This window comes from Pelagibius sp. (genome assembly GCF_965249265.1).
In the GTDB taxonomy this organism is placed as follows: Bacteria; Pseudomonadota; Alphaproteobacteria; order Kiloniellales; family Kiloniellaceae; genus Pelagibius.
This window is the reverse complement of the sequence record NZ_OZ252224.1, coordinates 5,384,998-5,406,976: the sequence shown is the minus strand read 5'-3', so window position 1 is coordinate 5,406,976 and position 21,979 is coordinate 5,384,998. Positions and strand designations below refer to the sequence as shown.

At 65.0% G+C, this 21,979-nt stretch carries 18 protein-coding genes and 1 pseudogene; 2 read left to right on the top strand and 17 right to left on the bottom strand.

The annotated features are described in order from the left end of the window. Positions 1–7: 7 nt before the first annotated feature. The 6 genes from ACP146_RS25130 to ccmA form a co-directional block, all read right to left on the bottom strand. Entirely contained in the window at positions 8–2,023 is a 2,016-nt protein-coding gene (locus ACP146_RS25130) for a heme lyase CcmF/NrfE family subunit (RefSeq protein ID WP_422369500.1), read from the bottom strand. Then, positions 2,020–2,487, bottom strand: coding sequence for a cytochrome c maturation protein CcmE (gene ccmE / locus ACP146_RS25125; RefSeq protein WP_422369499.1), 468 nt, complete (start codon positions 2,485–2,487; stop codon positions 2,020–2,022). Before ccmE ends, ACP146_RS25130 begins: the two co-directional genes overlap by 4 nt. Further along, positions 2,484–2,693, bottom strand: coding sequence for a heme exporter protein CcmD (gene ccmD, locus ACP146_RS25120; RefSeq protein ID WP_422369498.1), 210 nt, complete (start codon positions 2,691–2,693; stop codon positions 2,484–2,486). The genes ccmE and ccmD overlap by 4 nt, the downstream gene beginning before the upstream one ends. A gap of 188 nt (positions 2,694–2,881) precedes the next feature. Continuing rightward, positions 2,882–3,604 (bottom strand): heme ABC transporter permease, encoded by a 723-nt coding sequence (locus tag ACP146_RS25115; protein WP_422369497.1) that lies wholly within the window; start codon positions 3,602–3,604, stop codon positions 2,882–2,884. 78 nt (positions 3,605–3,682) lie between these two features. After that, on the bottom strand, positions 3,683–4,348 hold the full coding sequence (gene ccmB / locus ACP146_RS25110) for a heme exporter protein CcmB (protein ID WP_422369496.1): 666 nt from the start codon (positions 4,346–4,348) through the stop codon (positions 3,683–3,685). Further along, positions 4,345–4,986 carry a heme ABC exporter ATP-binding protein CcmA gene (gene ccmA, locus ACP146_RS25105; RefSeq protein ID WP_422369495.1) on the bottom strand — a complete coding sequence of 214 codons (642 nt, stop codon included), beginning with the start codon at positions 4,984–4,986 and terminating at the stop codon, positions 4,345–4,347. The genes ccmB and ccmA overlap by 4 nt, the downstream gene beginning before the upstream one ends. Positions 4,987–5,180: 194 nt before the next feature. Between ccmA and ACP146_RS25100 the strand changes: the two genes are divergently transcribed. After that, positions 5,181–6,020, top strand: coding sequence for a response regulator (locus tag ACP146_RS25100; protein ID WP_422369494.1), 840 nt, complete (start codon positions 5,181–5,183; stop codon positions 6,018–6,020). Further along, positions 6,017–7,012, top strand: coding sequence for a sensor histidine kinase (locus ACP146_RS25095; RefSeq protein WP_422369493.1), 996 nt, complete (start codon positions 6,017–6,019; stop codon positions 7,010–7,012). Before ACP146_RS25100 ends, ACP146_RS25095 begins: the two co-directional genes overlap by 4 nt. Positions 7,013–7,049: 37 nt before the next feature. Here ACP146_RS25095 and ACP146_RS25090 read toward each other — a convergent pair whose 3' ends face one another. The 11 genes and pseudogenes from ACP146_RS25090 to ACP146_RS25040 all read right to left on the bottom strand — a co-directional run bounded on the left by ACP146_RS25090 (position 7,050) and on the right by ACP146_RS25040 (position 21,696). After that, entirely contained in the window at positions 7,050–8,510 is a 1,461-nt protein-coding gene (locus tag ACP146_RS25090) for a S1 family peptidase (protein ID WP_422369492.1), read from the bottom strand. Then, positions 8,507–9,130: a hypothetical protein gene (locus ACP146_RS25085; protein ID WP_422369491.1), complete on the bottom strand. Its 624-nt coding sequence runs from the start codon at positions 9,128–9,130 to the stop codon at positions 8,507–8,509. The genes ACP146_RS25090 and ACP146_RS25085 overlap by 4 nt, the downstream gene beginning before the upstream one ends. Positions 9,131–9,647: 517 nt before the next feature. Further along, entirely contained in the window at positions 9,648–11,003 is a 1,356-nt protein-coding gene (locus ACP146_RS25080; RefSeq protein ID WP_422364713.1) for an IS4 family transposase, read from the bottom strand. Positions 11,004–11,162: 159 nt separating this feature from the next. Continuing rightward, on the bottom strand, positions 11,163–12,398 hold the full coding sequence (locus ACP146_RS25075; RefSeq protein ID WP_422369490.1) for a phenylacetate--CoA ligase family protein: 1,236 nt from the start codon (positions 12,396–12,398) through the stop codon (positions 11,163–11,165). A 174-nt stretch (positions 12,399–12,572) separates the two neighbouring features. Continuing rightward, entirely contained in the window at positions 12,573–13,427 is an 855-nt protein-coding gene (locus ACP146_RS25070; protein WP_422369489.1) for an ABC transporter ATP-binding protein, read from the bottom strand. A gap of 128 nt (positions 13,428–13,555) precedes the next feature. After that, positions 13,556–14,760, bottom strand: a pseudogene (locus tag ACP146_RS25065) (ABC transporter substrate-binding protein). A gap of 227 nt (positions 14,761–14,987) precedes the next feature. After that, positions 14,988–16,067, bottom strand: coding sequence for a branched-chain amino acid ABC transporter permease (locus ACP146_RS25060; RefSeq protein WP_422369487.1), 1,080 nt, complete (start codon positions 16,065–16,067; stop codon positions 14,988–14,990). 3 nt (positions 16,068–16,070) lie between these two features. Next, positions 16,071–17,087 carry a branched-chain amino acid ABC transporter permease gene (locus ACP146_RS25055; protein WP_422369486.1) on the bottom strand — a complete coding sequence of 339 codons (1,017 nt, stop codon included), beginning with the start codon at positions 17,085–17,087 and terminating at the stop codon, positions 16,071–16,073. Positions 17,088–17,099: 12 nt separating this feature from the next. Next, entirely contained in the window at positions 17,100–17,954 is an 855-nt protein-coding gene (locus ACP146_RS25050) for an ABC transporter ATP-binding protein (RefSeq protein ID WP_422369485.1), read from the bottom strand. Then, positions 17,954–19,927 (bottom strand): AMP-binding protein, encoded by a 1,974-nt coding sequence (locus ACP146_RS25045; RefSeq protein ID WP_422369484.1) that lies wholly within the window; start codon positions 19,925–19,927, stop codon positions 17,954–17,956. The genes ACP146_RS25050 and ACP146_RS25045 overlap by 1 nt, the downstream gene beginning before the upstream one ends. Before the next feature lie 269 nt (positions 19,928–20,196). After that, positions 20,197–21,696 carry a CoA-acylating methylmalonate-semialdehyde dehydrogenase gene (locus tag ACP146_RS25040; RefSeq protein ID WP_422369483.1) on the bottom strand — a complete coding sequence of 500 codons (1,500 nt, stop codon included), beginning with the start codon at positions 21,694–21,696 and terminating at the stop codon, positions 20,197–20,199. Positions 21,697–21,979: the final 283 nt, after the last annotated feature.

Here is a 21,979-nt window from a genome sequence, read left to right as displayed (position 1 = left end):
GCCCTCTTCACTCGGCCGCCGCGGGGTGGCCGCCGGGACCGGATTCAGGTTCGGGCGCCGCCTTGGCCTTCGCCTGACGGTTCGGCGCGCCGATGCGCAGCCGCCGGTCACTGAGCGAAACAAAGCCGCCGAGCACCATGAGGAGACTGCCCAGCCAGATCCAGGGCACCAGGGGTTCGTGGAAAATCCGCACGGTCCAGCCGCCCCGGCCGTCCGAATCGCCGATCACCGCATAGAGGTCGGACACCCAGGTGGTGTGAATGCCCGCTTCGGTGGTCGGCATGTTCTGCACGGGATAGAGGCGTTTCTCCGGTGTCAGAACGGCGATCTCTTCGCCGTCCCGGGTCACCGTGAGGCTTGCCCGGTCGGCGAGATAGTTGGGTCCTTCCAACTGCTCCACGCCGTCCAGGCGATAGCTGTAGCCGGCAACCTCCATGCTTTCGCCGGGTTGCAGGTTGCGCACCTCCTCGAGGTTCCAGACCGAGGCGCCGATCATACCGGCGGCGGCAACGGCCATGCCCGCATGGGCCAGGGTCATGCCGTGGGCGGAGCGCGGCAGGTTGCGCGCCCGGCGCCAGGAATCCCCCAGCGGCGCACGGAACAGCTTAATGCGGTCGGACCACTCCACCAGGCTCGCCACGAACAGCCAGCCGACGAGGCCCATGGCAGCGACCGCCAGGATCGGTCCGCCCTGTTCAAGATAGAGCGTGATGCCCGCCGCGATGACGGCGCCAAGGCCGGCCAGCTTCAGCCGCGAAAACACACCGGCCAGGTCGGCGCGCTTCCAGGGCATCAGCGGACCCAGGGCCATGAGGAAGATCAGCGGCACCATCAGCGGTACGAAGGTGGCATTGAAGAAGGGCGGGCCGACGGAAACCTTGCTGCCGTTCACCGCTTCAAGAAACAGCGGATAGAGCGTGCCGAGGAAAACCGTGGCGCAGGCCGCGGCCAGGAAGAGGTTGTTGATCACCATGCCGCCCTCGCGGCTGATAGGCGAAAACAGGCCGCCGGGCTTCAGCACCGGCGCGCGCAGGGCGAACAGCAGCAGCGAACCGCCGATGGTGATGAGCAGCAGGACGAGGATGAAAAAGCCGCGCTCCGGATCGGTGGCAAAGGCATGCACCGAGGTCAGCAAACCGGAGCGCACGATGAAGGTGCCCATCAGGGAAAGCGAGAAGGTGAGGATCGCCAGAAGCACCGTCCAGACCTTCAGGGCATCGCGCTTTTCCACCACGATGGCCGAATGCAACAGCGCCGTACCGAGCAGCCAGGGCATGAAGGAAACGTTTTCCACCGGGTCCCAGAACCACCAGCCGCCCCAGCCCAGTTCGTAGTAGGCCCACCAGGACCCGAGCGCGATACCGGCGGTGAGGAAAGCCCAGGCGAGCAACGTCCAGGGCCGCACCCAGCGCGCCCAGGCGGCGTCCAGCTTGCCCTCGATCAAGGCGGCGATGGCAAAGGAGAAAGCCATCGAGAAACCGACATAACCGGCATAGAGCAGCGGCGGATGAAAGGCGAGACCCGGGTCCTGCAACAGCGGATTGAGGTCGCGTCCATCAGGCGGCGCCGGGAAAACCCTGAGGAAGGGATTGGAGGTGAGAAGGGTGAAGAGCAGGAAGCCGATACCGATCCAGGCCTGCACCCCCAGGACCCGGGCCTTGAGGCTGGGCGGCAGGTTGCCGCCGAAGAGCGCGACCATGGAGCCGAAGAGCGCCAGGATCAGGATCCACAACAGCATGGAGCCCTCGTGGTTGCCCCAGACGCCGGTCACCTTGTAAAGCATCGGCTTGGCCGAGTGGGAGTTCTCCACCACATTGATGACGGTGAAGTCGGAGACCACGTAGACGTAGGTCAGGGCGGCGAAGGACAGCGCCACCAGCACCACCTGCAGGATCGCCGCCGGCTGGGCCACCGCCATCCAGTCAGCCCGGCCGCGCGCGGCGCCAAGCATCGGGAGGCTGCCCTGGATTACCGCCGTCAGCAGCGCCAGGATGAGGGCGAAGTGTCCGAGTTCAGCGATCATTGCGTCATGCCTTCGCTGTGGCCCCCTTCTCCGTCGTGCCACTGGCCGGAAGCCTTCAGGGCATCGACCACTTCGCGCGGCATATAGTTCTCGTCGTGCTTGGCCAGAACCTCGCGGGCGGCAAAAGTGCCGTCGGACTGCAGGTTCCCGGTGGTCACCACGCCCTGCCCCTCGCGGAACAGGTCGGGCAGGATACCGGTATAGGCGACGGCAACCGACTCGCTGAGATCGGTGACCCGGAAGACCACCGAGAGGCCGTCCTCGGACCGCTGGACGGTGCCTTCCTCGACCAGGCCGCCGAGACGGATACCGCGGTCCAGCGGCGGCGGTTCGGCGATCAACTGGCTGGGGCTGCGGAAGTGATCGAGGTTCTCGTCCAGCGCCGCCAGCACCAGGGCTGCGGCACCGCCGAAGACCAGCAGGGCGGCGACCAGGATATAGAGGCGGCGGTGCTTGCGGGTCATGTCTGCGGCCCCGCCGCCGCGACGGGGCGGCGGCGCGCCCGCTGGGCGCCCTCGGCCTCAAGTTCGGCCAGGCGGCGCTGGCGCTGGCGCAGCTGGCTCACCGTCTGGACCACGAGGCCCAGCATGATAACCAGCGTCAGGCCGAGCGAGGGCCAAACGAAGGCTGCATAGCCGCCCATATCAAAAAAAGCTGCGATCTCCGTCATCCTTCTGCTGCCATCATCCTTCTCTCACGAAGGTCTTTGGCTATGGACCCGGTCATTTCATGCCGGGCGCTTGTCCTATCGGACTTCATTTGCCGGTAAATCTAAGGATTCCACCGGGTTGCGTCATTTACATTTGCGTGACTGCGACCGAAGAGCGCAGCAACACGTCCGTTTCGTCCGGCAAGTCCTTACGTTGCCTTGAGTTTCGCCAGATCCAGGGCCCGCAGGCGGGCGGCGATCAACTCGCTTTTGATGCGCAGCAGGACCAGCGCTACATAGTAGAGCTTGAAGCCCAGGGCGGTGATCAGCAGCGGCCAGAGCATGGACGGATGGATCGTCGGGCCGTCCAGGCGCAGAACCGAAGCCGGCTGATGCAGGGTCGACCACCAATCCACCGAGAATTTGATGATCGGGATGTTGATCACCCCGACGAGGGCCAGCACAGCCGCGGCCCGGTAGCCGCGCTGCTGGTCCTCAAAAGCGTTCATCAGCGCGATATGGCCGAGATAGAGAAAGAACAGGATCAGCATGGAGGTGAGGCGCCCGTCCCATTCCCACCAGGTGCCCCACATCGGCCGCCCCCAGAGCGAACCGGTGGCCAGAGTCAGAAAGGCGAAACCCGCCCCGATCGGGGCCGAGGCCTTGGCCGCCAGATCGGCCAGCGGGTGGCGCCAGACCAGGGCCACGGCGCTCGCCACGGCGATGGCGACATAGACGAACATCGCCATCCAGGCTGAGGGCACGTGGACGTACATGATCCGCACGCTCTCGCCCTGCTGATAGTCGGGCGGGGCCACGAAAAGCGCCAGATAAAGGCCGATTCCCAGGCAAACCAGCGCCCCGGCCGCCACAAAGGGCAGCACGCGGTCGGCGAGGCGCGTGAAGCGGGCCGGATTGGCGAAACGGTGCATTTCCCTGTCCTAGTCTTTCTCTATAGGTAGTGCCTTGATAAAGATCATTCCAGCCTCGCCGCTTGCCGGCCTTGACGGCTATTCCAGGGCCTGGCGCAGGGCGGCGGCGCCAGCCAGGGGCGTGACCACCAGCATGACCAGCAATACGGCGCCGAGCAACAGCAGGTCCGGGCGGGCCGAGAGTCCGGCCAGGGCCGAATCCGTCGCCCCGACGCCGAAAATCAGCGCCGGGATATAGAGCGGCAGCACCAGCAGGGGGATCAGCACCCCGCCGCGCCGGGCGCCAAGGGTCAGCGCCGCGCCGATGGCGCCGATCAGGCTGAGCACCGGGGTGCCGAGCAACATGGCCAGCAGCAGGGTGCCGAGGCCGGCCATATCCATGTTGAACAGCACCGCCAGAACCGGGGCCGCCGCGATGAGCGGCAGGCCGGTGGTCAGCCAGTGGGCCAGGACCTTGCCGAGGATGGCCAGTTCCAGCGGCAGAGGCGAGAGCAGCAGTTGTTCCAGGCTGCCGTCCTCATAATCCGCCAGGAACAGCCGCTCCAGGGACAACAGGACGGCCAGCAGCGCCACCACCCAGATGATACCGGGGGCGATCACCTTCAGCAGGCTGGCATCGGGCCCGATGCCGAAGGGGAAAAGCGCGCCGGTGAGCACGAAAAACAGCACCGCCAGCCAGGCATCGGCGGACTGGCGCAGGGCCAGACGCAGGTCGCGCCCGACGATGAGCAGAAAGCCCTTCACCAGATCAGCTCCGGCAGCGGCGGGGGCGGCAGATCGTCAAGCGCCAGGGGCTGGGCGTCCGGCAGGTCGAGCGCGGTATGGGTCGCCACCACCACCCGGCCGCCCCCGGCCCGGTGTTGGGCAATAGCCGCGGCCAGCTTGCCGACCGAGGCATGGTCGAGACCGACGGAGGGTTCGTCCAGGAGCCAGAGTTCGGCGGGACTGGCCAGCAGGCGCGCCAGGGCGAGGCGGCGGCGCTGCCCGGCGGAGAGCAGCCGCCCGGGAACCTCGGCCAGGGCCGCGAGGGAAAAGTGCTCCAGAGCGGCGCCGATATCAGCGCTGTGCCCCCTGAGCGCCGCCCAGAAACGCAGGTTTTCAGCGGCGCTCAGCACCGGCTTCACCGCCTCCAGGTGACCGAGATAGTGAAGCCGCCCGGCATGGGCCGAGGGTTCCTCGGCGATGCTCTCATCGTCCCAGAGGATAGCGCCGCCGACAGGCTGCAGCAGGCCGGCCATGAGCCGCAGCAGGCTGGACTTGCCGGTCCCGTTGGCCCCGGTCAGCAGCAGCGCGCCACCGGCGGCCAGGGAAAACGACAGCCCGGCAAAGACATCGCGGCCGCCGCGGCGGCAATCCAGGTCGCGGGCTTCAAAAAGCGCCATGTCTCGGAATCAGGCCCTTGAGGAGAGTTGAGGCCGGTATAGCAGATCGCCGCCGCCGCACAACAGAGCACCGGGCGAAGGTTGCGGAAAACATAGCTAAATTCGCTACGCGAAACGGAAAATTAAGGCTGTTTGCGCAGATTTATACGATCTGAGACCCGCCGTAAGGGTCATCATCGCCGGGACTGCCTTAAGTGCCTGTAAGACCGATTATTCTGGCTGAAGACAACGACAAGTTGCGCCGTCTCTATTCTGAAATGCTCGAAGCCGCCGGCTTCAAGGTCATGCATGCCAGCGACGGCGAAAAGGCCATCAGCCTGCTGCACAAGATCGTCAATCCGCAACTGATCATCCTGGATGTCATGATGCCGCGGCTCGACGGCATCCAGACCTGCGCCCGAATTCGCAAAATGCAGGGCATGAACCCCTGCCCCATTTTGTTTCTGACCGCCCTGGACAGCCCGGAAACGATCCTGGAGTGCCTGAACGCCGGGGGCGACGACTATCTGGTAAAGTCGGCGCCCATGGCCGAGGTGGTCGAAAGGGTCCAGTACTGGTCGCGAAAAGGGTCCTCGGACGACGGCGCGGAGCGCCGCAAGAAAGCGATCAGGGAGCTGGAGTCTCTTTCAGACGACGATCCCAACCGCGGCGGCGAGACTTCCGACGGGATCTCCGGCGAAAACGCCATCATCGATCTGATCGCCACGTTCATCAACGAGACCAACGAAGCTTTCACCGAGAAAGAAGAGACCTTTTATCGCTTCGGCTATCTGGTTGGACTCGTCGGCGCCTACATGAAGCAGATGGGCCGCCAGGAGCGGCGCTTTCACCGCATGGTGCGCAACCTCGTCTACCGGACCGATTTCATCGACCGCAAGGAGATCGATGCGCTGCTGGAAAACTACGAGCGCATCGTAAACCAGAACCAGTTCCAGGAAGGCTGGCAGCACGGCCAGAACGTGGCCGCCGACATCGGCGTTCCGCAGAAGACGCGCAAGGCAAACAGCGCAACCGCGGGAGCATCGCCGTCATGACCGAAGGCGGCGCTGCGGTTTCATCCTTCTGGCCGGTGCTAACCGGCGGCGGGCTGGTTCTGCTCATCCTTCTCGTCGGGCTGCTGGTCTTTCTGTCCCTGCGCCAGGCCCGGCAGATCGGCGAACTGGCGCTTCGGCAGGCGCAGTTGGGTGCAAAGGCCCCCGTGGATGCCTTCACGCAAACACAGAACAAGCAGCTCGAAGAAAGTCTGCGGCAGGCCCGCGAAAGGGCCAGCCGCGCCGACCGCGCCAATCAGGCAAAGTCGGCCTTCCTGACGATGATGAGCCATGAGCTGCGCACGCCGCTCAGCGCCATCATCGGCTTTGCCGAAATGATCGAACAACAGGCACTGGGGCCGATCGGCATCGGCAGGTACAGCGACTACGCAACCGATATCCGGCAGTCGGGCCAGCACCTGCTCGGCATCATCAACGACATCCTGGATCTTTCAAAAGTCGAATCGGGCCGCGAGAGCCTTCAGGAAGATGACATAGCACCGGCCATGCTGTTCGACGGCGTCCGCATTCTGGTCGAAGGCCGCGCGACCGAGGCCGGGGTCACCCTCAGCTTCGAGCATAGTGAAGACCTGCCGGCGATCCGCGCCGACCAGCGGCGGCTGACGCAGATTCTGGTCAACCTGCTGTCCAATGCCGTGAAGTTCACGCCGGAGGGCGGCCGTGTCTGCCTCAAGTCCTGGGCCACCGAAGGCAGCGGCATCGTGTTCCAGGCCATCGACAACGGAGTCGGTATCGCGCGCGAGAACATTCCGCTCGCCCTCTCGGTCTTCGGCCAGGTCGACAACGATTCCCAGCATCAAGGCACCGGCCTGGGTCTGCCGCTGGCCAAGGCGCTGGCGGAACTGCACGGCGGCACCCTGGACCTGCAGAGCGAGCTGGGCGAAGGCACCACGGTCACCCTGCGCCTGCCCGCCTATCGGATCGTCGCAGAACCGGCGGCAGAGGAAGCCTCGCTGCAGCAGGCTGCCGGTTAGGGTTTCAAAACCTTCCGGCCTTTCGGCCCAAGCTCGCTCAAATCTGATAGGTAGAGATGATCACCGCCAGAGCCGCCGCGGCCCAATCGCGGGTAATATCCGGGTCGCCGCCTACGCCGGTGTCGTAGAACTCGCCGTTGACGGCCACGATCCCGAGATAGGAGTTCAAGCGTCCGAGATGGGCGACGAAATTGTAGGCCTGTTCGCCGCTGGGAAGGTGATAGCAGAGGGCCGCGAAACGCCGCGCCAGCAGACCGTCGACACGCGCATGCGGCATCACCTGCGAAAAGCTCGGATCGGCCTGGCAGTTGGCAAAGCCGAGCCCCTGGCTGACGTTGAAGACGAACTGGTTCGAGACGAAATCAACATTCGTGACCGCCGGATTGAAGACCAGCCCCTGAAAGATCAGGGCGATATCGCCTTGCTGCGATTCAGCGACACAAAACCCGTCGCCGTCGCTGAGCGGCATGGTCTCCGGCACTGCCACGGTCGCACCGGTCTCTGAATCCACAAAGAGATCAAAGCCGAGCGCCGCGAGATCATTCTCCGGCACCACCGCGGCCAGGGCGGCGACGACCTGGACGAACCCCTGGGGATCGTCGAGCGTGCCCGGCGTCTGCAGGGAATCGACGATCTCGTTCAGGCTGCGGGTCGCCAGATGGAAATAGTTGCGACCGCCGCAGGTCATGTCCCGATTCACCTGCGCCGCTGCTTGCGCAGTTTCCGGGACCGAGAAGGCGAAGACCGTCTCGGCGGCCGGGCCGAGACCGACGTCGGCACCACTGGCACCGCTCGCCACCAGCTCCTGCAACAGGTGCGCGGGAACCGCCCAGTTCAACGAGGAAGCCCCGCCGTCCAGGCCGCCGTCGACCACGCCGACGACAGCGCCGCGGGCGTTGATGACCGGCCCGCCGGAGGAGCCGGGCTTCACCACGGCAGTCAGGCGAAAGATCTCCAGATTGATGGCCGGCGCGCCGAGGTTTTCGATCTGGCGGCGCGACGCATCATTCAGAATATCGCTCAGTTTCTTCACGTTGAGCGCCCGGGACCCATAGGTTTCCTGCCAATTGCGCACGTTGAGCGGCAGGCCGATGGCGGCCAGTTCCTCCTGCTCGGCCGCTTCGGCCGTTTCCGACAGTGCCGGCACAGCCGGCGGGTTTTCCACGGCGAGCAACGCCAGATCGGCACGGCGCAGGGATTTGGAGGCCTGCGCACGGCGCTGCACCCCGGCCTCGACATAATCCACCGTCACGCTGCGGCAGTCGGCCACCACATGCAGCGCCGTCACCACCGTCGAGGGGTCGGGCCAGATAAAGCCGGAGCCGACCCGCGAGCCCTGGCCGCCGGGGCAACCCTCCGCCGTCACCCGCACGACAGAGGTCGCGGCGGCCCGCACGATATCCGCCGACGGCTTGGCCGTTGCGGAAGACGCCCAGGCCGACATCAGGCCCCCGACAAGAACCGAACCCAGCAGGCAGGCGGCGGTCGCTTTCGTCATCGCGATTCCTCACAAAGGCCGGACCAGGCGGCCTGCAGGGTTTCCTTGGGCACCTCCGAGAGACTGGCCGCCAGCGCCGGCCAGGGCGCCGGGGCCAGGGACCAGGCGTTGCGCGCCTCCGCCGCATCGGGCGCACGCGATGGATCGGTGCGCTGGCAGGCCGCGCCCGCCTCTCCGGAAAACAGCACGCTCGCGGTTTTCAGGGGACCTTCCGCCGCCTCGGCACTCACCTCCCCTTCGGTGGAAAGGGTGAGGCCGCTCAACTGCCAAACCGCAACGCGCCGGGCAATCTCGGGCGCGAGACCGATGGCCTGCCAACGCTCGGCGATTTCCTGGGGTGTCGGCGACAGCAAATCGTGGGTGCGCGCCCAGAGGCCGCTGCCGAGGCCGGCAATGGTCATCACCGCAAAGGCGGTGACCGCCCAGTTGTGGCCGGCACTGCGCGGCGCCGCGCTCTCCCCCTTGGGCAGGAAGGGATTTTTCACACCGGTGAGGGCGACCACACCGGCGGCCATCGCGAGAACCGCGGAGACCACCGAGCCGGTAACCCCCGACGTCGACAGCCCGATCAGCAATCCGGTCAGAAGGCCTAAAGCACAGGCCGCTGCGAACATTGCCATGTTACCCCCCAAAGCCGCACAGGCGGCTTCGCTCTCGCCCAATTCTCGCCGCCATCTAGTGAAAGCGTCAATGGAGCTTTCGGCGCGATTTTGAACAAAAGGGGTAGCCATACGCCCCGAAGAGGCAGCGGCGGGCGGAAGTTCAATCGATTGGCAGGAAAGAAGCGGGCGGTCCCGCTGGCTTGGGGCCTCAACAGACGTGAGGTACGCGACCGCCCGTAAGTGGAGCTTTCGAAAAGTGTGGGGCGGCCATGCTTGGTCGGGGCACATGGCCGCCCCCATAGTTGCCAGCGTTTAAGGGGCAATAATCTCGAGGATCGCTGGCCTCCTCGACAGAGAGGGGAAGTCTCCGTGGCTAGAAAGCTAGGCGGCGATTGCGGTTGGATCTGGCCGCAAATGGGGCGAGATTATGATTTCTGTCTTGAGGGGCTGCGGCAGGCATTCAACCGGCGAGGCCATCCCCCCTCACCCTCCCGCTAACGCGGGCCCCTCCCTCTCCCCTGGTGGGCTATGGGATTCACACATTTTCGATGTTTGTTGCGAGTGCGAATCCGGTGAGTTGTGCTGCGAGGGTTTGCCAACCGGTTTTCATGGTCTTTGGTCCGGGCGGTTTGTAGTAGCAGTTCCATCCGCCGAGGCGGGCGCAGACCCAGGCGAGGAACGCGAGGCTGTCGGCTGGATGCGGATTTTTCTGGCGCTCGGTGTTGCCTTCGAGCGTCTTGGAGATCGCCTGGAGTGCGGGCAGAAAGCCGGCGTCGAGGGCGTCCGTCGCCGGTCGGCGCGAGCCGTCGCGGGCATCGACCAGTTGCATGATGCGGGCCGCCGCGCCGAGCGCCATGGCGGCGAACTTCATCAGCCGCCCGGCATCGTGCATCTGGGTTTCGTCGAAGCGCAGGCCGTCGCTCTTGCAGGTTCGGAACAGCTGCTCGATGCGCCAGCGCAGGCGGTAGAGCTGAACCGCACGCTGCGGCGCGATGTCCGCCGACGACAGCAGACGCCAGTGCAGCGCCGCCTTGCCCGCCGGCGGATCGGGCTCGCGCGCTTCGACGACGGTCATCTCGACCATCTCTGCGGCATGCGCCTTCTTCAGCCTCGAGGGGCGGACGATCCGCACACGGCGTGCCCGCAGTTCCACCGTGGCCTCGCGGCCCTTGTCGCCCGGCCCACGCGGGCCGACCTTCACGACAGACCGGCCTTGCGCAGGTTCCGCCGCCAGTGCCTCGAACAGGCGGCGGCCATCCGCCCCGTCTGCTTCGTTCTCCCCGTCCGCCAAGCCACGGTCGTGGCGCGCCCGCACCACAAGCTCCACGCCCTCGGGCTTGCCGGCAAACAGCGTGTAGACGTCGCTTTCCCGGTCGGCCACCACGGTTACGCTGGCGGCGCCGGCCAAACCCTCGCCGGCGCAGCGCGCCCCGGACAGCCAGCGACCGCTCTCCTTGTCCGAAGGCGCACGCCGCCGACGATCGCCCGCCTTGACCGGCGGCCGGGTCCAGATCTCGGCCCCCACAAGGCCAAGCACCGCCTCGTCCTCGGCGTCCACCGCAAGCAGCGGGTGCAGGAAAAAGGCCGGGCTCGTGCCATCCGCCCCGCATCCAAAACCCCGGCGGTTGGCCGCGCGGTTCTTGAAGTTGATCTCGCTCGTATCCTGGATGCAGATCACATGCCGACCCGCGCACACCGCCGCCGTCCGGGCCGCAAGGCCGGACAGGATCGCCGCAACGCTGGAATGCGGCGAAGACAAAAACCGGTGGCACGCCATCTCACCAGCCCGGTCACCACCAACCTTGCGCAATACGCAACTGCCGCTCGACACCAACTGGTCCATCATCCATTCCGACCGACCCGCAACACGCACGTCTCCAAACCCAGCCATCCAGATCCCCCAAAAAAACCTGGATTGCTTGAATCACATCATCGCCTCAAAGAGAAGCAATTCCGTGAATGCCGTAGCCCCTGGTGGGAGAGGGAGGGGTGAGGGGGAACAGCGTCCCCGCTTCCCGCAGTCCGCCGACTAAATGACAGCTCCCCGCCGTCACCCGTAACTGCGCTGGTCGTCGATGACCTTGCCGTCGTTGGGCAGGCTGCCGGGGGTGACGGCCTCGACCGCGCCCCGCACCTTGCAGCAGGCCTGCAGGCTTTCGGTGATGGCGGCGATCAGGCCGGCGTCGCCGGCATTCGCAACCTCGCACTGCAGGGTCATGGCATCGGCATCGCCGTCGCGGGAGACCACAAGGCGCGCGCGGCCGATCTCGCCGTGGCGTTTCACGACGGCAGCGACCTGGCCCGGCTGGATGAACATGCCCTTCACCTTGGTCGCCTGGTCGGCGCGGCCCATCCAGCCCTTGATGCGCGGCGCCGTACGCCCGCAGGGGCTGGCACCGGGCAGGATCGCCGAGAGATCGCCGGTGGCGAAACGGATCAGCGGATAGTCGGGATTGAGCGTGGTCACCACCACCTCACCCACTTCGCCCTCCGGCACCGGGTCGCCGGTCCCGGGGCGCAGAATCTCGACGATGATCTCCTCATCCAGGATCATGCCCTCGCGGGCTTCCGACTCATAAGCGATGAGGCCGAGGTCCGCCGTGGCGTAGCACTGCAGCACCGCCACGCCGCGATCTGCATAGGCCTGACGCATCTCGGGAAATAAAGCGCCGCCGGAGACCAGCGCCCGGGTGATGGAGCTGCAGTCGAGGCCCAGTTCCAGCCCCTTGTCGAGCAGCGCCTTCAGGAAGTCCGGCGTGCCGGTGTAGGCGGAGGGACGCAGGTGGGCGATGGCCTGGACCTGGTGTTCGCTGTTGCCGACCCCGCCGGGAATAACCGCGCAGCCAAGCCCACGCGCCGCGCCGTCGAGCATCCAGCCGCCGGGGGTCAGGTGATAGGCGAAGCAGTTGTGCACGATGTCGCCGGCGCGGAAGCCGGCGGCGAAGAGCGCCCGTTCCAGACGCCAGAAGCCCTTGCGCGCGGTCTCGAATTCATAGATTGGCCCGGGAGAAGCGAAGATATGCGCCGTCTCGCCCGGCGCCAGCGCCGCCAGGCCGCCGAAGGGGGGCTGGGCCGACTGCCGCTCGATCAGGTCCGACTTGCGGGTTACCGGCAATGCTGCCAGCGCCTCGCGGTCGGTCACCACGGCGGCATCGGCCTCGGTCAGGATTTCACCGAAGCCGGCGGTCTGCTTGGCCCTGGCGACCACCCCCGGCAGCGCCGACATCAGGGCCGCCTCGCGCGCCTCGGCAGACCGCGTTTCAAGATCGTCGTAGTTGTCCATCATAAGGCCTCAAAAGGCTGCCTTTACATCAACGCCTTGATTGACCGCACGCTTCGAGACGCCGGCTTTGCCGGCTCCTCAGCATGAGGTCAATCACTGCAACATCGTACCTCACCCTGAGGAGCGGTCCGCAGGAACGCGTCTCGAAGGGTGGTGGATTGCCTCTGGCCACACTCGCTACAGCCAGCGCTTGCGGCGCTTGTAGTGCTTCACGTCGCGGTAGGACTTGCGCCCGCTGGAGGAGAGGCCGAGGTAGAACTCCTTCACGTCCTCGTTCTCGCGCAGCTTCTGGGCATCGCCGTCCAGCACCACCCGGCCGCTCTCCAGAATGTAGCCGTAGCGGGCGTACTTCAGCGCCACGTTGGTGTTCTGCTCGGCCAGCAGGAAGGAGACACCTTCCTGCTCGTTCAGCCGCTTCACCGTCTCGAAGATCACCTCGACCAACTGCGGGGCGAGACCCATGGAGGGTTCGTCCAGCAGGATCATCTTGGGCCGGCACATCAGCGCGCGGCCGATGGCGCACATCTGCTGTTCGCCGCCGGAGGTGTAACCGGCCATGGAGCCGCGCCGCTCGCGCAGCCGCGGGAAATAGTCGTAGACCATCTCCAGGTCCTCGGCGACCGCGCCGCGCCCGTCGCGCCGGGTATAGGCGCCGGTCATCAGGTTCTCTTCGATGGTCAGATGCTCGAAGCAGTGGCGCCCCTCCATCACCTGCACCACGCCGGACCGAACCAGATCGTTGGGTGTCAGGGCGTCGACCCGCGCGCCTTCGAACTCGATGGAGCCCTTGGTGACCTCGCCGCGCTCGGCGCGCAGCAGGTTCGAAATCGCCTTCAGGGTCGTCGTCTTGCCGGCACCGTTGGCGCCCAGCAGGGCGACGATGCCGCCGCGCGGCACCTCCAGCGAAACACCCTTCAGCACCAGGATGACGTGATCGTAGATCACCTCGATGTTGTTCACCGCCAGGATCGGCGCAGCACTATCCGGCTGGGTCTGATTCGTCTGAGCTTGTAGGTCGAGGGCTTCGCTCATGATCTCGTCGACTCTCGTTTCAGAATGGGCGGCGGACCCTGCGGCGGACTTGCCGGCCCCGCGCCGTGAAAAGGCGCTGGGGGGCAGCCATTTGCGGCTGCCCCCGCGCAACGCTCCAGACATCGCCCCTAGTTGCAGGTCCGGGGGGTGATGCCCTTCTCCGCCGCATAGGCGGCGGCGGCTTCCTCGATCATCGGCCGCAGCAGACCTTCGCGGTTCGGCTCGACCCACTCGGAGACCGGCTCCCAGGTCGACCCGTCCCACTGCTGGACGTAGGCACGGCCGGTGCCTTCGTGATCGGCGCAGGTGATCTGGATCGGCTCCATGAAGCCGGCCATGCCCTTGTCCGCCAAACGCGCCTCGGTAATGTTGAGGGCCTCGAAGCCGTCGCGGATCTGCTCGCCGGTCAGCGGCTTCTCGCCATGGATGCCCTGGGCGGTGCGGATCGCCTCGGTGATCACCGCCGCGTTCATCACGCCGCGGTTATAGAGCACGGTGCCGACCTCTTCGCGCGGACCGGTGCCGTTGCCGGCATCATGGACCAGCGTCAGGATGTCCTGGATTGCCGGAAAGTCCGTGCCGGTGCCGTGGAAGTTCAGCGACTTGTAGCCGACCGCCTGGGCGCCCGCCGGGGTAACGTCCTGCTCGGAGCCGGACCACCAGATACCGATGAACTTGTCCATCGGATAGCCGACGGCCGCGGCCTCCTTGATCGCCGTGGAGTTCATCACGCCCCAGCCCCACATGGCGGTCCAGTCCGGACGCACCTGACGGCCGATCTGCAGCCAGGTGGCCTTCTGTTCCAGGCCGGGATGGGCGACCGGGAAGGGATGGAAGCTGAAGCCGTGCTTCTCGGCCAGGGCCTCAAGCGTGCCGATCGGCTCCTTGCCATAGGCGGAGTCGTGATAGACCAGGGCGATCTTCTTGCCCTTCAGGTTTTCGTAGCCGCCCTCTTTCTGGGCGATGTAGTTGACGATCACGTCGGCGCCGGACCAATAGGTCGCCGGCAGGGTGAAGACGTAGGGGAAGACCGTACCGTCGGAGCCGGCGGTGCGGCCGTAGCCCATGGAGAGCACCGGGATCTTGTCGGCCGTCGCGCGGTCGATCAGCGCATAGGTGATGCCGGTCGACAGCGGGGTGATGGCCGCCGCGCCGGGGCGCTTCAGACGCTCGTAGCACTCGACGCCGCGGTCGTTGTTATGGCGGTGTCGCATTCCTCGTACTCGATCTCCACGCCGTTGATCCCGCCCTTGGCGTTGATCATCCGGAAATAGTCGCTGAAGCCGTTGGCGAAAGGAATGCCGTTCGGCGCATAGGGGCCCGAGCGATACATCAGTCCGGGCACAAACTGCTTGTCGACGGCCGCGGCGGGCAGCGCCGCCGCCGTCGTCATGGCGGCCGCGCCCAGCGCAGCCAGTCCGAGAGCCTTGAATTTCATCCGTCTAAACCTCCCTTGGTTACGTTCGAAGGGCGACATCCTTTGCGCCCTTGGCGGATTGTTTTCCAATGGTCCGGGGAACCGCCGAGGCCCCGGCCTTACCGAAAACCTGTTGCCCGTTCCTAATAAGGGAAGGGCCAGAGACGCAGTTTCTCCTTGGCGATCTGCCAGAGCCGGGCAAGGCCGTGCGGCTCGACGATCAGGAAGAAAATGATCAGCGCCCCGAAAATCATGAACTCAATGTGCGAGACCAGCGCCGTCGAGATCGTCGGATCGATCGCCAGCATGCCGTTGTTCAAAAGGATCGGCAGCAGCACGATGAAGGCCGCGCCGAGGAAGGAGCCGAGGATCGACCCCAGCCCGCCGATGATGATCATGAAGAGCACCTGGAAGGAGCGGTTGATCTCAAAGGCCAGAGCCTCCACCGAGCCGGTATAGACGAAGGCCCAGAGCGCGCCGGAAATGCCGATGTAAAACGAGCTGACGGCAAAGGCCGAGAGTTTCGCCCAGAGTGGGCGGATGCCGATGATCTCCGCAGCGATGTCCATGTCGCGGATCGCCATCCAGGTACGGCCGATGCGGCTGCGTACCAGGTTCTTGGCGACCAGCGCCAGGATCGCGACGAAGCCGAGCAGGAAGAGATACTTGGTGACCGGGTCGGCCTGATTGCCGGTGATGAAGATACCGGGGATGAGTTCACGCGGCGGCGCCGAGATCACGCCGGAGGAAGAGTAGTTGGTCCACCAGTCGAACTTGTTGAACATCCAGACCAGGAAGAACTGCGCCGCCAGGGTCGCCACCGCCAGGTAGAAGCCCTTGATGCGCAGGGACGGCAGGCCGAAGAGCACGCCCACCCCGGCGGTGCCGAGACCGGCCAGCAGGAAGACGATGATGATGTGCAGTTCCGGGAAGGCGACGGTCAGCTTGTAGGAGAAGAAAGCGCCGCAGGCCATGAAGCCGCCGGTACCCAGCGAAAGCTGGCCGCAGTAGCCGGTCAGGATGTTGAGCCCGAGCGCCGCCATGGCGAAGACCAGGAAGGGCACGAAGATGGTTTCCAGGAAGTACTCGCTGGCCAGCGCCGGCACCGCCAGCACCGCAATGGCGGCCATCAGGGCGATGGCGATCTGGTCCTGGCGGATCGGAAAGATCGCCTGATCGGCGCCGTAGCTGGTCTTGAACTGTCCGGCTTCGCGGTAAAGCATGATCTATATCCGCTCGATGATTTTTTCGCCGAACAGCCCCTGGGGCCGGAACAGCAGGAACACCAGGGCCAGCATGTAGGCGAACCAGTCCTGAATGGCGCCGCCGAAGAGCGGACCCAGGAAGACCTCGGCAAGCTGCTCGCCGGCACCGATGATGAGGCCGCCGATGATCGCCCCGGGGATCGACGTGAAACCGCCGAGGATCAGCACCGGCAGGGCCTTCAGCGCGATCAGCGCCAGGGAGAACTGCACCCCGGCCTTGGAGCCCCACATGATGCCGGCGACCAGGGCGACGATACCGGCCACCGACCAGACGATGGCCCAGATGGTCTTCAGCGGAATGCCCACGGAGAGCGCCGCCTGATGGTCGTCCGCCACCGCACGCAGGGCGCGGCCGACCCGGGTGTATTGGAAAAAGATCGCCAGCACCGCCACCAGCACGGCCCCGACCAGGGCGGCCACCAGATCGAAGGAATTGATCAGCAGGCCGTTTTCGAAAACCCCCTCGGCGACGATGATCGGCGCTTTCGAAATGCCGATGTCCAGCACCTTCACGTCGGAGCCCCAGAGGGTCTGGCCGAAGCCGTCGAGGAAATAGAAGATCCCGATGGTGGCCATGAAGAGGATGATGTGCGGTTGGTTCACCAGGGGCCGCAGCACGACCCGCTCGATCGCCAAAGCGACCAGCACCATGACCCCGGCGGTAACGACGAAGGACAGCGTCCAGTGCAGGCCCATCTCGATGAAGCCGACCATGGTCAGCGCCGCAAAGAGCACCATGGACCCCTGGGCGAAATTGAAGATGCCCGAGGCTTTGAAGATCAGCACGAAGCCCAGCGCCACCAGGGAATACATGACCCCCTGCAGCAGCCCGGCGATCAGCACCTCGATGAAATAGCCCCAGGCGAAGAACAGCGATGAATCGACGGCGGCCAGGCCCTTGAAGCCGAAGCCGAGGGCGGCGATCAAAACCGGCGTGACAAGAATCCAGATGCCGAACCTTATGGCTGTCGGGTTCATCGCTGCCGCCTCCTAATGACTGACGCCGAGATAGGCATCGATGACATCCTGGTTTGCCCGCACTTCATCGGGTGTGCCGTCGGCCAGCTTGCGGCCGTAGTCCAGCACCACGACGCGGTCTGAGATGTCCATCACAACCCCCATGTCGTGTTCGATGAGGGCGATGGTGGTGCCGAACTCGTCGTTCACGTCGAGGATGAAGCGGCACATATCCTCCTTCTCCTCCACGTTCATGCCGGCCATGGGCTCGTCGAGGAGGAGGAGTTTCGGTTCCATGGCCAACGCCCGCGCCAGCTCGACACGCTTTTGCAGGCCGTAGGGCAGGCGCCCCACCGGGGTCTTGCGGATCGCCTCGATCTCCAGGAAGTCGATGATCCGCTCCACCACCTCGCGGTGGGCGATCTCCTCGCGCTGATTGGCGCCCCAGAAGATGGCCTGCTGGAAGATGTTGCTTTTCATCTTCAGCACACGCCCGGTCATGATGTTGTCCAGGGTCGACATGCCCTTGAACAGCGCCACGTTCTGAAAGGTCCGCGCAATGCCCTGGCGCGCCGCCAGATGCGGGCGCATGGCCCGGCGCTCGGCACCGAGGTACATGATGCGGCCCTGCTGCGGATGATAGAAGCCGTTGATGACGTTCAGCATGGAGGTCTTGCCGGCGCCGTTGGGGCCGATGATCGCCAGGATCTCGTGTTCGCGAATCTCGAAAGAGATGTCGGTCAGCGCCTTCACCCCGCCGAACGACAGGGTGATGTTGTCGGCCCGCAACAGCGTCTCGCCGATCTTCTTCTGCGGCGCGGCCGTGCCTTCAGAGGGCGCCGGGGAGGCCGGGTCAGTGTCCGGGGTGGCCAGAGTTTCCGCCGCCATCAGCTCGCCTTTTTCATCATCGTTTCGCCGGCCGTCCCGACCGCCACATCGACCACCTGCAGATCCGCCTTGATGGTGCCCTTGCGGCCGTCTTCAAAGGTGACTTCGGTTTCGATGTAGGCCGTCTCGGCGCCGCTGTAGAGCGCTTCGATCAGAGAGTCGTAGCGATCGGCGACGAAGCGCCGCCGCACCTTGCGGGTGCGGGTCAGCTCGCCGTCATCGGCATCCAGTTCCTTGTGCAGGATGAGGAAACGCCGGATCTGACAGCTCGCCAGCTGCGGATCGGCGGCAAGATCGCGGTTCACCTTTTCGATGTGGCCCTTGATGATCTCGATCACCTGCGGATTGGCGGCCAGTTCCTGGTAGCTGCCGTAGGCGACGTTGTTGCGCTCCGCCCAGCTACCCACCGCCACCAGATCGATGTTGATGAAGGCGGTGCAGAAGTCGCGCTCGTGGCCGTAAGCCACCGCCTCTTTAATGTCGGGGAAGAATTTCAGTTTGTTCTCGACGTACTTGGGCGCAAAGAGCCCGCCATCGTTCACCCGGCCGACATCCTTGGCGCGGTCGATGATCTTCAGATGCCCGTTCTCGGCAAAGAAACCGGCATCGCCGGTGTGCACCCAGCCGTCGGGCGTCTTGGTCTCAATCGTCGCTTCCGGGTTCTTGAAGTATTCGACGAAAACGCCGGGGCCGCGGAACATCACCTCGCCGTTGTCGGCGATCTTGATTTCCACATCCAGGGCCGGCTTGCCGACCGTATCCGCTTCAATCTCGCCGTCGGGCTGGATGGTGATGAAGACGCTGGCCTCGGTGGAGCCGTAAAGCTGTTTCAGGTTGATACCGAGGGAGCGGTAGAAGTCGAAAATATCCGGGCCGATCGCCTCGCCGGCGGTATAGGCCAGACGGATGCGGGTGAAGCCGAGGGTGTTCTTCAGCGGCCCGTAGACCAGGACCTGGCCGAGGGCGTAGAGCAGGCGATCCCCCATACCGACCGGCTTGCCGTCGAGGATCCTGATGCCGGAACGGCGCGCGACCTCCATGAAGTAACGGAACAGGCCGCGCTTGATGCGGCCGGCATCTTCCATGCGGATCATCACCGTGGTCAGGATGTTCTCGAAGATGCGCGGCGGCGCGAAGAAATAGGTCGGCCCCAGTTCGCGCATGTCATGCATCACCGTCTCGCTGGATTCCGGACAGGCGACGCAGAAACCGGCGACGTAGCTCTGGGCGAAGGAGAAGATGTGATCACCGACCCAGGCCATGGGCAGATAGGCGAGGGACTCGTCGGTATCGGTCAGGCCTTCCAGCTTCACGCCGTTGGCCGCCGTCTTCATGACGTTGTCGAAGCTGAGGATCACGCCCTTGGGCGTACCGGTGGTGCCGGAGGTATAGAGAATGATCGCCGTGTCGCTGCCCTTGCCCTTGGCGATCTCGTCTTCATAGAAGTCCGGATGGACCTTGTTGTAATCCTTTCCTTCGGCCTGCACGGCGTCGAAGTGATGCAGGAAAGGCTGGGTGTAGTGGCGCATGCCGCGGGATTCGTCGTAGACGATCTGGGTCAGGCCGGGGCAGCGCTCGCGGATTTCCAGCAGCTTGTCGACCTGTTCCTGGTCCTCGACCACGGCAAAGCGCGCTTCCGCATGCTCGACGACAAAGGCCATCTCCTCGGCCACGGAATCCTGATAGAGCGGCACCGGCACGGCGCCGATCGCCTGGGCCGCGGTCATGGTCCAGTAAAGGCGCGGACGGTTGTCGCCGACGATGGCGACTTTGTCGCCGCGCTTTACGCCCAGGGAAAACAGTCCGGCGGCAAGGTTGCGCACCTCTTCGGCGACCTGGCCCCAGGTATGGGTCTGCCAGATGCCGAAGTCCTTTTCGCGGATCGCCGGGCGGCCCGGCCTTTCGGCGCGATGTCTTTCCAGAAGTTTCGGAAAGGTGTCGAGCTCCGCCGGCGGCAGAGAAACCTCAGTCATAGTCTGAACCCCGCTTCCGTGACGGAGCGGTATTGCCGCGCGCAGCAGTCCACAAGCCAAACCCCTTGGCCGTCTTTCCCGCGCACAGCGCCGATGGACCTGCCATCATCCCGCTGGGCCTCCCGTTCATGTTTCCCGGCTCTTATTGTTCGTCTTCATGCGGCTCTCGGCCACCCGGGAAAACTCCACTACCTAAGCTTTCTTTGAACGAAAAATCAATACTCTAACAGTTTCCCAAACGTCCATTCACGTCCTCTTGACGGGCCCTGTCAGCCCATTGTCGGGATCGAGAAATTCGCCCCTTCCTTCACCCCGGAGGGCCAGCGCGAGGTCACCGTCTTGGTCCGCGTGTAGAAGCGGAACCCGTCCGGCCCGTGCTGGTTCAGATCGCCGAAGCCGGAGGCCTTCCAGCCGCCGAAGGTGTAATAGGCCAGCGGCACCGGGATCGGCACGTTCACCCCCACCATGCCGACATTCACCCGGTCGCAGAAGTCGCGCGCCGCATCGCCGTCACGGGTGAAGATCGCCGTGCCGTTGCCGTAGGGGTTCTTCATCGTCAGGTCGAGCGCGTCGCCGTAGTCCGGCGAGCGCACAACGGAGAGCACCGGGCCGAAAATCTCTTCCTTGTAGATGTCCATATCGGTGGTCACCCGGTCGAAGAGACAGCCGCCGACGAAAAAGCCGTTCTCATAGCCCTGCATGGAAAAGCCGCGGCCGTCCACCGCCAGATCGGCACCCTGGGCGACACCGCTGTCGACCAGGCCCCTCACCCGGTCGCGCGCCGCCGCGGTCACCAGGGGGCCCATGTCGACGTCGTCACCGGCGGTAAAGGGCGCAATTTTCAGCGCCTCGACCCGCGGCACCAGGCGTTCCACCAGGGCATCGGCGGTCTTCTCGCCCACCGGCACGGCAACGGAGATCGCCATGCAGCGCTCGCCCGCCGCGCCGTAGCCGGCGCCGATCAGGGCATCGACGGCCTGGTCCATATCCGCATCGGGCATGATGATCATGTGGTTCTTGGCACCGCCGAAGCACTGCACCCGCTTACCCGCCGCGCAGCCGCGCGTATAGACGTGCTCGGCAATCGGGGTGGAGCCGACGAAGCCGACGGCCATGATGTCCGGGTGATCGAGGATCGCGTCAACGGCCTCCTTGTCGCCGTTGACGACGTTCAGGATACCGGCCGGCAGCCCGGCCTCCATCATCAGTTCCGCCAGCATCAGCGGCACCGAGGGATCGCGCTCCGAAGGTTTCAGGATAAAGGCGTTGCCCGCCGCAATGGCCGGACAGAACTTCCACATCGGAATCATCGCCGGGAAATTGAACGGTGTGATGCCGGCGACCACACCCAGGGGCTGGTGGATCGAATACATATCAATGCTCGGCCCGGCACTGCCGGTGTATTCGCCCTTCAGCAGATGGGGCGCGGCAAAGCAGAATTCGGCCACTTCCAGGCCGCGGATGATGTCGCCCTTGGCATCGGGCAGGGTCTTGCCGTGCTCGCGCGACAACGCCTCGGCCAGCTTGTCCATGTCGCGGTGCAACAGCTCGACGAACTTCATCAGCACGCGGGCGCGGCGCTGCGGGTTCACCGCCGCCCAGGCCGGCTGCGCCTCCTTGGCGTTGGCGACGGCAGCGCCCAGTTCCTCGACGCTTGCCAGCGGCACCAGTTTTTCGGCCTCGCCGATCGCCGGATTGAAAACCTCAGCCGTGCGCCCGCTGGTGCCCTTGACATGCTGGCCACCGATAAAGTGCGTGAGCTCCTGCATCTTGTACGCCCTTCCCAAAAAAGCCGTGCTTTGAGAGAAACATTCTTTCCCCGAGGCGCCAGGCGCCACCCGGGTGGTTTCCCCTCAGCATTCTTGATCGTATTGGTTATTACAAACGGCGGCCGCCCAAAACCGCCAAATTGTCATTTTCATTTTGCATTTCTGCAATGACGGGCGAAGATTGATTGCAAGAAAGCATCTTATCATGCTTCCCGGCCCCGCCGAGACGGCGCGGCGGCGGCAGCATAGCAGCCCGGCAAGGCTGGGCGGCAAGAGAATCACG

Coding starts and splice junctions, on each gene's coding strand:
- ACP146_RS25130 (WP_422369500.1), bottom strand. CDS start 2,023: ATGATCGCTGAACTCGGACACTTCGCCCTCATCCTGGCGCTGCTGACG.
- ccmE (WP_422369499.1), bottom strand. CDS start 2,487: ATGACCCGCAAGCACCGCCGCCTCTATATCCTGGTCGCCGCCCTGCTG.
- ccmD (WP_422369498.1), bottom strand. CDS start 2,693: ATGACGGAGATCGCAGCTTTTTTTGATATGGGCGGCTATGCAGCCTTC.
- ACP146_RS25115 (WP_422369497.1), bottom strand. CDS start 3,604: ATGCACCGTTTCGCCAATCCGGCCCGCTTCACGCGCCTCGCCGACCGC.
- ccmA (WP_422369495.1), bottom strand. CDS start 4,986: ATGGCGCTTTTTGAAGCCCGCGACCTGGATTGCCGCCGCGGCGGCCGC.
- ACP146_RS25095 (WP_422369493.1), top strand. CDS start 6,017: ATGACCGAAGGCGGCGCTGCGGTTTCATCCTTCTGGCCGGTGCTAACC.
- ACP146_RS25090 (WP_422369492.1), bottom strand. CDS start 8,510: ATGACGAAAGCGACCGCCGCCTGCCTGCTGGGTTCGGTTCTTGTCGGG.
- ACP146_RS25085 (WP_422369491.1), bottom strand. CDS start 9,130: ATGGCAATGTTCGCAGCGGCCTGTGCTTTAGGCCTTCTGACCGGATTG.
- ACP146_RS25080 (WP_422364713.1), bottom strand. CDS start 11,003: ATGGCTGGGTTTGGAGACGTGCGTGTTGCGGGTCGGTCGGAATGGATG.
- ACP146_RS25075 (WP_422369490.1), bottom strand. CDS start 12,398: ATGATGGACAACTACGACGATCTTGAAACGCGGTCTGCCGAGGCGCGC.
- ACP146_RS25070 (WP_422369489.1), bottom strand. CDS start 13,427: ATGAGCGAAGCCCTCGACCTACAAGCTCAGACGAATCAGACCCAGCCG.
- ACP146_RS25060 (WP_422369487.1), bottom strand. CDS start 16,067: ATGCTTTACCGCGAAGCCGGACAGTTCAAGACCAGCTACGGCGCCGAT.
- ACP146_RS25055 (WP_422369486.1), bottom strand. CDS start 17,087: ATGAACCCGACAGCCATAAGGTTCGGCATCTGGATTCTTGTCACGCCG.
- ACP146_RS25050 (WP_422369485.1), bottom strand. CDS start 17,954: ATGGCGGCGGAAACTCTGGCCACCCCGGACACTGACCCGGCCTCCCCG.
- ACP146_RS25045 (WP_422369484.1), bottom strand. CDS start 19,927: ATGACTGAGGTTTCTCTGCCGCCGGCGGAGCTCGACACCTTTCCGAAA.
- ACP146_RS25040 (WP_422369483.1), bottom strand. CDS start 21,696: ATGCAGGAGCTCACGCACTTTATCGGTGGCCAGCATGTCAAGGGCACC.